At 72.1% G+C, this 12590-nt stretch carries 10 protein-coding genes; 5 read left to right on the plus strand and 5 right to left on the minus strand.

Features of this window, described 5'->3' with window-relative positions; all coding sequences use genetic code 11:
• Positions 1-119: 119 nt before the first annotated feature.
• The gene (locus tag ABZ860_RS17615) at positions 120-320 is read right to left on the minus strand and encodes a hypothetical protein (RefSeq protein WP_357221009.1); all 201 of its coding nucleotides are present in this window, start codon (positions 318-320) and stop codon (positions 120-122) included.
• A gap of 171 nt (positions 321-491) precedes the next feature.
• On the opposite strand from ABZ860_RS17615, the gene ABZ860_RS17620 reads away from it, so the two are divergent.
• The 3 genes from ABZ860_RS17620 (at position 492) to ABZ860_RS17630 (ending at position 3525) form a co-directional block, all read left to right on the plus strand.
• Complete coding sequence (locus ABZ860_RS17620) at positions 492-740, plus strand: hypothetical protein (RefSeq protein WP_357221012.1); 249 nt, start codon at positions 492-494, stop codon at positions 738-740.
• Between the two features lie 325 nt (positions 741-1065).
• Positions 1066-2655 (plus strand): MFS transporter, encoded by a 1590-nt coding sequence (locus ABZ860_RS17625; RefSeq protein WP_357221015.1) that lies wholly within the window; start codon positions 1066-1068, stop codon positions 2653-2655.
• A gap of 75 nt (positions 2656-2730) precedes the next feature.
• Positions 2731-3525: a DoxX family membrane protein gene (locus tag ABZ860_RS17630; protein WP_357221018.1), complete on the plus strand. Its 795-nt coding sequence runs from the start codon at positions 2731-2733 to the stop codon at positions 3523-3525.
• Positions 3526-3611: 86 nt separating this feature from the next.
• On the opposite strand, the gene ABZ860_RS17635 is transcribed toward ABZ860_RS17630, so the two are convergent.
• Entirely contained in the window at positions 3612-4994 is a 1383-nt protein-coding gene (locus tag ABZ860_RS17635) for a HAMP domain-containing sensor histidine kinase (RefSeq protein WP_357221021.1), read from the minus strand.
• Positions 4995-5185: 191 nt separating this feature from the next.
• On the opposite strand from ABZ860_RS17635, the gene ABZ860_RS17640 reads away from it, so the two are divergent.
• Positions 5186-6196 (plus strand): 2-oxoglutarate and iron-dependent oxygenase domain-containing protein, encoded by a 1011-nt coding sequence (locus ABZ860_RS17640; protein WP_357221024.1) that lies wholly within the window; start codon positions 5186-5188, stop codon positions 6194-6196.
• A gap of 34 nt (positions 6197-6230) precedes the next feature.
• Positions 6231-7361: a low temperature requirement protein A gene (locus tag ABZ860_RS17645; protein ID WP_357221027.1), complete on the plus strand. Its 1131-nt coding sequence runs from the start codon at positions 6231-6233 to the stop codon at positions 7359-7361.
• Positions 7362-7373: 12 nt separating this feature from the next.
• Here the strand turns inward: ABZ860_RS17645 and ABZ860_RS17650 are convergent, their stop codons facing one another.
• Genes ABZ860_RS17650 through ABZ860_RS17660 form a run of 3 tightly spaced genes read right to left on the minus strand, consistent with a single transcriptional unit; the run spans position 7374 to position 12477 of the window.
• Positions 7374-8657 (minus strand): GH1 family beta-glucosidase, encoded by a 1284-nt coding sequence (locus ABZ860_RS17650; protein WP_357221030.1) that lies wholly within the window; start codon positions 8655-8657, stop codon positions 7374-7376.
• Positions 8654-9661 (minus strand): LacI family DNA-binding transcriptional regulator, encoded by a 1008-nt coding sequence (locus ABZ860_RS17655; protein WP_357221457.1) that lies wholly within the window; start codon positions 9659-9661, stop codon positions 8654-8656. Before ABZ860_RS17655 ends, ABZ860_RS17650 begins: the two co-directional genes overlap by 4 nt.
• Positions 9652-12477, minus strand: coding sequence for a glycoside hydrolase family 3 C-terminal domain-containing protein (locus ABZ860_RS17660; protein ID WP_357221032.1), 2826 nt, complete (start codon positions 12475-12477; stop codon positions 9652-9654). The genes ABZ860_RS17655 and ABZ860_RS17660 overlap by 10 nt, the downstream gene beginning before the upstream one ends.
• Between the last annotated feature and the right edge of the window lie 113 nt (positions 12478-12590).

The raw sequence follows: 12590 nt of genomic DNA on the forward strand, positions 1-12590 counted from the left end.
CCCATGCGGCACGGTGGACGACGTACGTCGCCGGAACCGGCCGGCCGGCCGAATCGCGCCCCCTGAGCCGCACCGCACGAGTGGCACAAGTGGCACGGTGCGAGTGGCACGGTGCGCGGCTATCGGGTGCGGGCCTGGTGGCGTCCGGGGTGCTCGCGCATCGGAACCTGCCGCGGCGTGACCCGCGGCACGTCGTCGTCCGGCACGGCGACGCCCCGTCCCTCTGCCCAGAATCGCGGCTCTCCCGCGAAGAGGACCACGCGCGGGTCGCGCCGCACCGAGGCGATGCCGAGGGCTTCGAGGAGTACCTCGACGAGCACCGTGATGGCCCCTCCGCGGACGCCGCCAGGGATATTCTGCGCAGAGCGCGGGAGGAAGCCTTCGGCTCCGGGAGGCATCCCACTCCGTGCGAGATGGCCAGGTCGGACGCACGAGGCAGACACCTGGCTCGGTAAGGCGTACAAGCCGGGTGCGGACTGGTAGGGAGAGACATGGCTCCGGGGAAGGCAACACGGCCGAGCGCCGAGCTGATCGCCCGCCTGGCCGCGCTCGCCGAAGTCCACGCCGAATGGGAGCGCGAGCACCTGGCCGAGGCCGACTTCCGCCCCGAGGGTCGCAGGCAGGGCTCGGACTATCAGCAGCACTACCTCGACGTGAACCCGCCCACCTCAGCGGAGGACGAGTTCCACCGCCGCGCTCAGCAGGCCATGGGCCTCACCCCGGGCGACACCACGCCTTGACGGCCTTGAGGACCTGACGGGCCTGCGCTGTGGTGATCGCGGCGTTTCCGCCGGGCAGTTCCTCGGCCGTGTACCGCTTCACGCTCATGGTGCGGTCTGAAGGGTTGATGGATCCGCTCGCACACCCGCTCGGCGCGGCGGATCGCCTATATACCTATGGCTCTCCAAAGAGCCGGATTGCTCCGCTTGATCACCTGGGGTGATGGGGATCCGGCGATTTGTTCCCGACATCACCGGAAGGGCTGAGAGATCCGCTTCACATGGCCTAAGCTGCCACGCATGTTCCAGCGGGCCAGGATCTTGGGGCAGGAGCACTGAGCGGACTATGATCATGGTTTCGGTCGAGTCCGCCACCGTCCGCGCCGCGGGTGCCCTGCGGGAGCACCGCGCGAGCCGATGGTCGGTGCTCGCGCTCCTGTGTTTCAGCCTGCTCCTGATCGCGGTCGACGCGACCGTGCTGCACATCGCCGTCCCGGCGCTCACCGCGGCCCTGGAACCGTCGTCCGTGCAGCTCCTGTGGATCATCGACAGCTACTCGCTGGTCGTCGCGCCGCTGCTGGTGACGTTCGGCACGCTGGGCGACAGGTACGGCCGGCGGCCCTTCGTGCTGGGCGGCTACGTGGTGTTCGGCCTCGCCTCGCTGTCCGCCGCGTTCGCCGCGACCCCGCTCGCGCTCATCGTCTCGCGGGCCTTCCTCGGCGTCGGCGGCGCGATGATCATGCCGGCGACCCTCTCGATCATCCGGCAGGTGTTCACCGACCGGCGCGAGCGGGCGATCGCGCTCGGCGTGTGGAGCGCCGTCGCCGCCGCGGGAGCGGCCGTCGGGCCGCTGATCGGGGGAGTCCTCGTCGAGCACCTGTGGTGGGGCGCGGTCTTCCTCATCAACGTGCCGCTGCTGCTGGTCGCGTTGCCGCTCGCCGTACGGATCCTGCCGGCCTCGCCCCGGCGGGCCGGCCATCCGTGGGACGCGCTGAGCGCGGCGCTGTCCACCCTGGGCATCCTGGCCGTCGCGTTCGGGCTGAAGGAGGCGGGGTCGGGACACACTCTGGGCCGCGCGCCTTCGCTCGCCGTCCTCCTGGCCGGCGTCGCGCTGCTCGTCTGGTTCGTACGGCGGCAGCGGCGGCTGCCGTTCCCCCTGCTCGACGTCGGGCTGTTCGCCCAGCGCGGCTTCGCCACCGGCGTCGGCTGCGTGTTGCTGGCCATCTTCGCGCTGGTCGGCCTGGAGCTGATGCTGGCGCAGTATCTCCAGCTCGTGCTGGGGCTGTCTCCGCTGGAGGCCGCCGTGCGCATGCTGCCGCTCATGGTCGCGGCCATCGCGGGCGGCCTGGCCGCCGCGCACGTGCTGGGACGCGTCGGGCTGCGCGCGACGGTCGGCGGCGGCCTCGCCCTGACCGCGCTGTCCCTCGCCCCGGTGCTGACCTGGGGCACCGAGCAGCATCCGGTGATGCTGACGGTCTGCTTCGTGGGGATCGGCTTCGGCGTCGAGGTCGCCCTGCTGGCGGCGTCGGACACGATCATGGCCACCGTGCCGGAGTCGCGGGCCGGCGGCGCCGCCGCGATCGAGGAGACGGCCTACGAGCTCGGGGCGGGCCTCGGCATCGCCGTCCTCGGGACGATCACCACGATCGTGTACGCCCCCTCGCTCACGCCCGTCCCGGGGATCCCGGCCGGGCTCATGGCGCAGGCGCGTGAGTCGCTGGCCGCGGCCGCGCACGTGGCCGGCGAGACCGGCACGACCGGAACAGCGCTGCTGGACGCCGCCCGCGCGGCCTTCGTCACCGCCCTGCACTCCACCGTCGTGGTCAGCGTGGCGCTGCTCGCGCTCACCGCGCTGGCCGTGGCCCTGCTGCTCCCCCGCCACGTTCCCACCCCCGCGAGCGCCGACGCCGAGGAGTCCGGCGGCGTACGGACCTGAGCCGGCCGGGCGCATGACGGCGGCGCAGGCGGGGAAGTGTCCGGGCAAGTCACCCCCCACCCAGAGTGAGAAGCCGTGAAGAGAACCCTGCACGACTTAGCCTCGCTGGCCGCCCGCATGGGCGTCGGCGGGATCTTCTTCGCCAACGGCTGGCAGAAGCTCGAAGCCGGCCTCAACGCCACCGCCGACCAGTTCACCGCGCTCCAGGCCCCGCTGCCCCGCGTGTGGGCGCCGGTGACCATGCTGACCGAGCTGGTGGGCGGCACGCTGCTGATCGCGGGCCTCGCCGTGCCGTTCGTCGGGCTGCTGCTGTTCGCCGAGGCCCTCGCGGTGTTCGTGGTCACGGCCGGGGACAGCGGCCTGCCGCTCACCGGAGGCGACATCGAGCTGATCGTGGCCCTCGGGGCCGCCTCCGTGCTGCTGGCCGTCACCGGCGCGGGCCGGATCTCGGCCGACCACATGGTGGTCATCAAACGGCGCGAGGCCGAGGCGGCCGGGGAGTTCGCCGCCGAGGCGGAGGCCGACGCGGTCATCGCCGCGCTGCGCCCGCCACGGCCCGGCGAACCGGGTGCGGGCGAATCCCCGGCCCGGCCCGCCCCGTCGGAGCCCGCGCCGTCCGGTCCCGCGCCGTCCGGGCCTGCTCCCGGGGAACGGCAGTCCAGGCCCGCCGCCTCCGCCGACTCGCCCGGATCGCCGGAGCCATCGCCGACCGGTGGCGTGAGTGCGGGCGCCACCGCCGCCGGGACGGCCGCGGAGCGGCCCGGCGAGGAGCCCGCGGCCACGACGACCGTCCGCAAGGCCGCGCCCCGGCAGCGGCGTACGCGGCGAGAGGACGACACGACCACGGAGAGCCGCGCCGAGGCCCGCTGACGCCGGGTCGGCATACGCGCGGGTGAGGGACCCGAGGCGATCATCACCGCGGTCGGAGCCGAGCGGTAGTGACGTCCGTGACCCGGTCAGGGCTCCCGGGAGAGCGGCAGGCGCAGGAGGAAGCGCGCGCCGCGCGGGCTGTCGGTGATCGTTAGGGTGCCGCCGTGGCTCTCGGCGATCTGCCGGGCGATGGGCAGGCCCAGGCCCGCACCCCCGGCGTGCCTGCTGCGGGCCGTGTCGAGCCGGGTGAACCGCTGGAACACGAGCTCGCGCTGGTCACGCGCGATGCCCGCGCCGTCGTCGAGCACCTCGAGCACGGCCACACCGGAACCGAAGCGGGGGTCGCCGTCGGGCGGGTCCTCGCGCCGCACCTCCAGCCGTACGGTCGTGGCGGCGTGCCTCTCGGCGTTGTCGAGCAGGTTGGTGACGAGGCGGCCCAGCCGGGTGCGGTCCCCCCGGACGACCACACCAGAAGTCAGCTGCGAGACGATCCTCCTGGCCGGGCGGCGGGCGTCCAGTTCAGCGGCCACGAGCCGGCCGAGGTCCAGCGGCTCGCGCTCGCAGGGCGCGCCCGCGTCGAGACGGGCGAGCGTCAGCAGGTCGGAGGCGATCGCCTGGAGCCGTTCGAGGCTCTTCAGCACGGCGGGCCCGATCTCCCGCAGGTCGGACTCCTGGGGGGCGAGCAGTGCGTCCTCCACCTGCGCGCGGATCGCGGTGATCGGGCTGCGCAGCTCGTGGGACGCGTCGGAGGTGAAGCGCCGTTGCTGTTCGAGCGTCTCCTCCAGCCGGTCCAGCGTGTAGTTGACGCTCTGGGCGAGGTCGTGGATCTCCCCCTTGGCCTCGGGGACCGGCACCCGCCGCCCGAGGTCCGAGGCGTTGATCTCGTCGAGCTCGGCCCTGATGGCCCGCACCGGCAGGAGCGCCCGCTTCACGCTGCGCCGGGCGCCGTAGGCGACGGCGCCCGTGACGAGCGCGGATCCCGCGGCCAGGCCGGCCACGAGGGCCGGCGGCGCGCTGAACGCCTCGACCGGCGCGGCGCTGTAGACGGTCCAGTCTCCGCCGCCGTCGTAGACCTGCTGCGCGACCACGATGTGACACCGGTCCGCTCCGAAGACGCCGCCGCAGACCTCTTGTGTGGCCTTGCGGAGCGGGGGCTTGGGCCGGAAGGTCGCCATGACCGGCTTTCCGGCCATGTCCGGCGTCGCCGCATGCACCCTGCCCTGCGGGTCCACCACCTGGACGGGCCGATACCGGCCATAGGGAGGCAGCACGCTCCCCGCCTGTCCGTGGTCCACGAGGTAGGCGACCCGGCCGCCGTCCATCGTCACCTCTCGCAGGAGGCTCTCCCGGGCCGCCACCTGCAGGGACCACACCAGGACGATCGAGAACGCGGCGCACAGCAGAGCGACCACCGTGCCGGTGAACAGCGCGATGCGACTCCTGACCGACCACCGATCCCCGAAACCCACGTGATCGCCCGCTTACGACGTGGCCTACTGACCGTGCGTAAGAAATCTACTCTTCAGGGCGTTATTAAGCGGTAACGGAACAAACTTGACGAGATGGTCCTATCGGGTCGAAATGCCGACACGCGCAACACGACTGGCAAGCAGGTAAAGGAGCCTTCCGGACGGCCCTTCCGGATGGTGGGATATGGGGTATGAACGCCGCCGGACCACTGCCGGTAATCGACGTGGCCGCCCTCACCGGCCCCGGGACCGCCAGGGAGCGTGCCGAGGTCGCACGCCGGATCGAGGCCGCCTGCCTGGACAGCGGTTTCTTCTACATCAGCGGCCACGGGGTGCCCGAGACCCTGATCGCAGAGCTCAGGGACGCCGCGGCGCGCTTCTTCCGCTTGCCGGAGGAGCACAAGTCGCGCATCTCCATGGATCGGGGCGGGCGGGCCTGGCGCGGATATTTCCCCGTGGGCGGCGAGCTCACCTCCGGCCGGCCCGACCTCAAGGAGGGCGTCTACTTCGGCGCCGAACTGGGCCACGACGATCCCCGCCCGCTGCACGGGCGCAACCTCTTCCCCGAGGAGGTGCCCGAACTGCGCCCGGCCGTGCTGGCGTACATGGACGCCCTCACCCACGTGGGGCAGGCGGTCATGCGGGGCGTGGCACTGAGCCTGGGACTCGGCGAGGACTACTTCGCCGCCGGCTACACGGCCGCGCCCACGATCCTGTTCCGGATCTTCCACTATCCGCCCCCGCCGTACGCGGATCCGGAGGAGTGGGGGGTCGGCGAGCACACCGACTACGGCCTGCTGACGCTGCTGCTGCAGGACGACAATCCCGGCCTCCAGGTGCACACCGCCCGCGGCTGGATCGAGGCGCCGCCCATCCCGGGCACGCTGGTCTGCAACATCGGCGACATGCTCGACAAGCTGACCGGCGGCCTGTATCGGTCGACCCCGCATCGCGTGCGCAACGCCACGGGCCGCGGCAGGCTGTCGTTCCCCTTCTTCTTCGACCCTGGCTGGGACTGCGAGGTGCCGCCGCTGCCCTCCCTGCCCGCCCGAGAGGGGGGCCGTGCCCGCTGGGACGGCCTGGACCTGCGGGCCTTCACCGGCACGTACGGCGACTATCTGACCGCGAAGGTCGCCAAGGTGTTCCCGGGGCTCGGCGACCGAGTGCTGCCGCCGACCTCCGGAGCGCGTGAAAACGTGTAATCAAGAAAGCGGTGCAACCGGCACAATATTCGCCATGCCTCTCCCCCGCTGGTTCGCCGAGCGCGTCGAACCGACCGCTCCGGACGCCGAACTGCGCGTCTCCACGATCGAGCTCTTCTTCGACCTCGTCTTCGTCTTCACGATTACGCAGCTGACGTCGCTGCTGGTGGGCGATTTCACCCGGCAGGACGGAGAGGGGTTCGCCGGCCAGGGCACCGTGCAGGCGATCCTGATCTTCGGTCTGCTCTGGTGGATGTACTCCGGCTACGCCTGGCTGACCAACACCGTGCCGCCGGAGCGCGCGGCCCGGCGGGTGCTGATCCTGTGCGGCATGGCCGGATTCCTGATCATGGCCCTGGCCATCCCGCGCACCTTCTCGGGCAGCGGCGTGGCGTTCGCCGTCGGCTACCTCGTCATCGTGCTCGTCCACGGCGGGCTCTACCTGCAGGCGACGGCCGCGATCGCGCGGGTCGTGCCGTTCAACCTGGCCGCGACCGCGCTCGTCTTCGCCGCCGCCTTCACCGGCGCGCCGTGGAACTACGCGCTGTGGACGGCGGCCCTCGTGCTGATCTGGCTGAGCCCGGTCTTCATCGGGCAGAAGGGCTTCCCCCTGCACCCGGCGCACATCGTCGAGCGGCACGGCCTGCTGGTCATCATCGTGCTGGGCGAGTCGATCGTGGCGATCGGCATCGGAGCGACCGACGGCCACCCGGGGGCGGCACTGATCGTCGCGGCCCTGCTGGGCCTCGCCCTCACCGCGTCGCTGTGGTGGGTGTACTTCGGACGCGGCGAGAGCGGGCCCGAGCACGCGCTGATGCGCGCCGAGGTCGTCCGGCGGACGCGGCTCATCCTGGGCGCGTACTTCTACGCCCACATCCCGATCCTGCTCGGGGTCGTCGCGACGGCGGCCGGGATCAAGAAGGCCGTCGGCCACGACCACCTCGGCCTCGGCCCCGCCCTCGCGCTGGCCGGGGGAACCGCCCTGTTCCTGCTCGGCGACCTGTGGTTCCGCCGGGTGCTGGGAATGGGACGGACCGCCGTGCGGGTCGCCGCGGCCCTGCTGGCCGCGGCGACCGTTCCGATCGGCCTGTGGTCGTCGGCCGCCCACCTCGGCGCGCTGGTCGTCCTGCTGGTCGCGATGATCAGCCTGGAGAACGTCCTGTAGGGGCGGGCCGCCTCAGTCCTCCAGACCGTTCCTGGCGATCACCTCGCGATACCAGCGGGCGCTGTCGCGCGGCGTGCGCTCCAGCGTGTCGTAGTCGACGCGGACGAGACCGAACCGCTTGTGGTAGCCCCGGGCCCACTCGAAGTTGTCCATCAGCGACCACACGAAGTAACCGCGCAGGTCCACGCCCTTGTCCATCGCCGCGCGGGCGGCGCGGAAGTGGCCGTCGAGATAGGAGATCCGGCCGGGGTCGGACACCCCGTCGGGAACGGCGGCCCCGTTCTCCGTGATCATCAGAGGTGTGCCGGGATAGTCGCGCGCCAGCCGTACGAGCAGGTCCTCCAGCCCGGCCGGGTTGATCTCCCAGTCCATCTCGGTGACCTCGCCGTGCGGGTCCTCCCAGGCGACGCCCTCGCTGCCGGGATACTCCGGATGCCCCTCGGACGAGGGGTCCGCGACGACCCGGTTGACCGTGTAGTAGTTGACGCCGAGCACGTCGATCGGCTGCGCGATCGTCGGCAGGTCGTCCAGGTTGACCTTGGTGAAACGCTCCAAGTGGGCGAGGACGTCGGCGGGGTACTCGCCGCGCAGCACGGGGTCGAGGAAGAGCCGGTTCGCCATCCCGTCGATCAGGCGGACCGGCTCGGGGTCGCCGAGGATCGGCGTCAGGTTCAGCGTCAGCGAGACGGTCTGCGCGCCCCCCGCCCGCAGGGCCTGCACGGCCAGGCCGTGCCCGAGCATCAGGTGGTGGGCGGCGGTGAACGCGGCGGCCGGATCGGTCACCCCCGGCGCGTGCCGGCCCGAGCCGTACCCCACGAACGCCGACACCCAGGGCTCGTTGAGCGTCGTCCAGACGCCGACGCGGTCGCCGAGGCGGCGGTGCACGGCGGCGGCGTAGTCGGCGAAGCGGAAGGCCGTCTCACGGTTGGTCCAGCCGCCCGTGTCCTGCAGCGTCTGCGGCAGGTCCCAGTGGTAGAGCGTCGCGACGGGCGTGATGCCCTTGGCGAGCAGCGCGTCGACCAGCCGGTCGTAGAAGCTCAGGTCGGCCAGGCGCGGCCAGGCCACCGAGAACCGGTAGGCCTTCAGCCCCAGCCACGCCATGATCTCGACGTCCTCGAGATAGCGGTTGTAGTGGTCGCAGGCCACGTCACCGGTGTGGCCGTCGGCGACCATCCCGGAGGTGTGAGAGAAGGTGTCCCAGATCGAGGGGACTCGGCCGTCGGCGTGGACCGCTCCTTCGATCTGGTACGACGCGGTCGCGGCCCCCCACAGGAAGCCGTCGGGAAAAGAGATCATCGTGAACTTTCGCGAATCGTCAGCCGAGGTTCGAGGAGCGTCGACTCCGGGACGGTCTGGCCCTCCAGCTTGGCCATGAGCAGCCGGACCGCCTGCCTGCCGACGTCCTCGGCGGGAATGAGCACGGAGGTCAGCGCGGGGCTGGCCCGCTCGGCGATGTCGTCCGGGCAGATCGCCACCACCGAGACATCCTCGGGCACCCGCCTGCCGAGGATCCGCAACGCCCCCAGCACGTGGCCGGCGGCCGCCTCATTGTGCACGACGAGCCCGGACAGCCCCGGCCGCTCGTCGAGCAGCAGCTTCACGGCGGCGTGGACCTCGTCGAACGACTCCTCGCAGGGCCGCGCGTCGGCCTCCATGCCGTGCCGCCGGGCCGCATCGACGAAACCCGCCATCGTCCGCTCGGCGAAACCCGTGCCGCGCTCGTAGACCACGCGCGGCGCGCCGAGCAGCGCGATCTCACGATGCCCCAGATCGGCCAGGTGATCGGCGCACAGCGCCCCGGCGCGGGCGAAGTCGAGGTCGACGCAGGTCAGCCCTTCGGGGTCGGCGGGGAAACCGATCAGCACGCTCGGCTCGGCGAGCTTGCGCAGCAGCGGCACGCGGGGGTCGTGGATCTCCACGTCCATCAGCAGCAGCCCGTCGACCAGGGCGCTGGCCGCCACCCGGTGCAGTCCGTCCGCCCCCTCGTCGGCCGTCATGAGCAGCACGTCGTGGTCGTACTGGCGGGCGGTGGTGACGACCGAGGTCGCGAACTGCATGAGGACCGGAAGGTTCATGCCGGCCCGCAGCGGCAGCACCAGCGCGATGACCTTCGCGCGCTTGCTCGCCAGGGCCCGGGCGCCGGCGTTGGGGTGGTAACCGAGGACCCGCACGCTGTCGAGGACCCGCTGCCGGGTGGTCGCCGAGATCGCCCGCTTGCCGCTCAGCACGTACGAGACCGTGCTGACGGCCACCCCCGCGTGCTTGGCGACGTCGGCGATCGTCACGGTCCTCACGGGCAGAACCCCAGCGCGCTCACCGTGACCCCCTCGCTCTCGTACACCACATAAAGATCGCGCACTCCGGCGGCTCCCGCCAGAGGGGTGCTCACCTCGACGAAATCATGCCTGGTCGCCGTCGGCGGGACGCTGACCGCGCCGGCGACCTCGCCGGTCAGGGGGTCGTCGAGCCGCAGCGTGACCACGCCGCCCTCGTCGCTCGACACCGCGAGCACGCAGGCGGACGGGCCGCGGTCGCCGAAGTCTCCTCCGAAGCCGCAGTCCTTGAAGGCGATCCACGTCCCCGGTCCCGTGGAGCGGACCGCGTCGCCGGAGTCGAGGGCGGCGTCGCACAGCACCACACCGTCGTACTCGTCGTGATCGGCCGCGTCCAGTGGCCCCGAGGTCAGATCACGCGGCGGGATGCGCTCGCCCCGCACGCGGAACGGCGCGCACAGCCGGATGTCGCCCGACGAGGCGCCCACCTGCACCTTGTGCGCGCCCTCCTCGACCACGAACCTGCCGCGCGTCACGTCCCAGAAGGCCAGGTCGCCGACCGGAACGTCCACCGACACCGTACGGCTCTCGCCCGGCGCGAGCCGCACCTTGACGAAGCCGCGCAGCTGGCGCAGCGGCTGCTTGACCCGGGAGCGCTGCTGATGGCTGTAGAACTGCACGACCTCCTCCCCCTCGCGCTCGCCCACGTTCGTCACGGTCACCCGGACGGTCAGCGTGTCGCCCTCGCCGAGGTCGGCCGACGCCAGTTCCAGATCGGAGTAGGCGAAGCGGGTGTAGCTCAGGCCGTGCCCGAACGGATACAGCGGCCGGCCGCGGTAGTAGAGGTAGGTGGCGTCGGAGGCGATGATGTCGTAGTCGAGCAGGTCGGGCAGCTCGGCGGCCGAGCGGTACCACGTCTGGGTGAGGCGGCCGCCCGGGTCGTCGTCGCCGAGCAGCACGCCGGCGAGCGCGTGGCCGTACTCCTGGCCGCCGTGGGCCGACCAGACGATCGCGGGCAGGTGCTCCTGCGCCCACGTCACGGCGAACGGGTAGCCGCTGGAGACCACGAGCACGGTGGCCGGGTTGGCCGCGTGGACGGCCTTCAGCAGGGCCTCCTGCCGCTCGGGCAGGGCCAGCGTCGCGCGGTCCTCGGTCTCGCGGCCGTTCACCAGCGGGTGGTCGCCGAGCACGACGATCGCGACGTCCGCGCGGGCCGCCGCCTCCGCCGCGCGGGCCGCGCCGCTCTCGACCAACTCGACCGACAGCACGGACGCGGCGTCGGGGTCGTCGGTGGTGCGCACGACGCCGCCGGCCACGGTGACGTACCGGCCGGAGGAGATGTTGCGCAGCACCACGCCCCTCGGCCGCTCCTCGATCCGGAAGGTCTGGCGCACCTCCCAGCCGCTCGGTCCCGGCTGGTCGTTGACCAGCACGCCGTCCTCATCCGCCGACACGTGCCGGCCGTTGGCGCAGGACCGGAACGCGAACGCGCCGCCGCCCCAGTCGAACACATCGAAGCAGGAGCGCTCGCTCCCCACGTACAGCGGCCCGCCGGCGGGGTCGGCGGACGCGCCGACGTACCCGCCCTCGGTGCGCAGCGCCACCCGGTCGACGCCCTCGCAGTGGACGGTCTCGCACCGCTCGGCGAGGCCCGCCAGGGCCGTGACCTGGTAGGGCAGCGTGCCGCTGTACCAGTCCTCGAACAACGCGTCGGCCAGCGGGCCGATCACCGCGACCGTACGCGGGGCGGCCAGCGGGAGCAGTCCGTCGTTCTTCAGCAGGGTGATCGACTGGCGGGCCGCCTCCCGCGCGAGCCGCTGGTGCTCGGGGCTGTTGACGACGTCGTGGGTGATGTCGTCGTACGGCGTGGCGGGGTCGAACTCGCCGAGCCGCACCCGGATCGACAGCGCGTGCCGGGCGGCGGCGTCGATGTCGGCCTCGGTGAGCAGGCCGCGGTCGAGCGCCGTCCTGACGTGACCCAGAGTGGCGGCGGCGTCCGCGTCGTCCTGGGTGAAGCTGTCCAGCCCGGCCTTGATCGCGTGCGCGTACGCCTCGGGCAGGTCCTTGTGGTAGCCCTGCAGCCCGGTGAGGTTCCCCGGCGCGTACGCGTCGCTGACCACGAGGATGTCGTCGGGCGCCCACGTGCGCAGATGGCTGCCGATCAGGGGCGACAGGTGGGCCGGCCGGCCGTTGACGAGGTTGTACGACGGCATGACGGCCACCGCGGCCCCCGCCTCGACGGCCGGGCGGAAGGCCTTGAGCTCGTATTCGTGCAGCACCCGCGGCGGCAGGCCGCTGGAGGTCACGCACCGGTCGGTCTCGTTGTTGTAACCGAGGAAGTGCTTCAGCGTGGGCGCCGTCTTCAGCACGGCGTGGCCGCCGCGCAGGCCGCGGGCGTAGGCCGTGCCCATCACCCCGGTCAGCCAGGGGTCCTCGGAGTAGCCCTCCTCGTTGCGGCCCCAGCGCGGGTCGCGCAGCGGGTTGACCACCGGCGCCCACACGTTGCGGCCCACGCTCTGCGGGTCCTTGTGGTGGAAGGCCATGACCTCGTCGCCCGTCGCCTCCCCCACCTGGCGGACCAGGTCCGGGTTCCAGGTGCTGGCCAGCCCGATGGCCTGGGGGAACACGGTGGCCGGGCCGTGCCAGGCCAGGCCGTGCAGAGCCTCGGTGCCAGTGCGGAAGACCCGCAGGCCGAGCCGTTCCACCGGCGCCTGGTATTGGTGCAGCAGGCCGATCTTCTCGTCAAGAGTGAGCCTGCCGAGCAGGTCGTCCACCCGTTCGGCGGGAGACAGCGCGGGGTTCCGGAATGCCGGGTCCTGGTCATGTCTCGCCGGTTCGTTCATCTGGAGACTCACCCTTCGCGTCGAAGCGCTTCGATGACCTGCCGAAAAACGCGCCCATGGGGGCGTCGCGAGGATCCGCATGTTCGGTTGGAGAAGCGCCGCTGTCGAAGCGC

It is taken from the genome of Microbispora sp. NPDC046973 (assembly GCF_040644495.1).
Lineage (GTDB): Bacteria > Actinomycetota > Actinomycetes > Streptosporangiales > Streptosporangiaceae > Microbispora.

Bases quoted from the DNA above. Each gene is read 5' to 3' on its own strand.
- ABZ860_RS17625 (WP_357221015.1), top strand. From the start codon at position 1,066: ATGATCATGGTTTCGGTCGAGTCCGCCACCGTCCGCGCCGCGGGTGCC.
- ABZ860_RS17645 (WP_357221027.1), top strand. From the start codon at position 6,231: ATGCCTCTCCCCCGCTGGTTCGCCGAGCGCGTCGAACCGACCGCTCCG.
- ABZ860_RS17660 (WP_357221032.1), bottom strand. From the start codon at position 12,477: ATGAACGAACCGGCGAGACATGACCAGGACCCGGCATTCCGGAACCCC.
- ABZ860_RS17650 (WP_357221030.1), bottom strand. From the start codon at position 8,657: ATGATCTCTTTTCCCGACGGCTTCCTGTGGGGGGCCGCGACCGCGTCG.
- ABZ860_RS17640 (WP_357221024.1), top strand. From the start codon at position 5,186: ATGAACGCCGCCGGACCACTGCCGGTAATCGACGTGGCCGCCCTCACC.
- ABZ860_RS17620 (WP_357221012.1), top strand. From the start codon at position 492: ATGGCTCCGGGGAAGGCAACACGGCCGAGCGCCGAGCTGATCGCCCGC.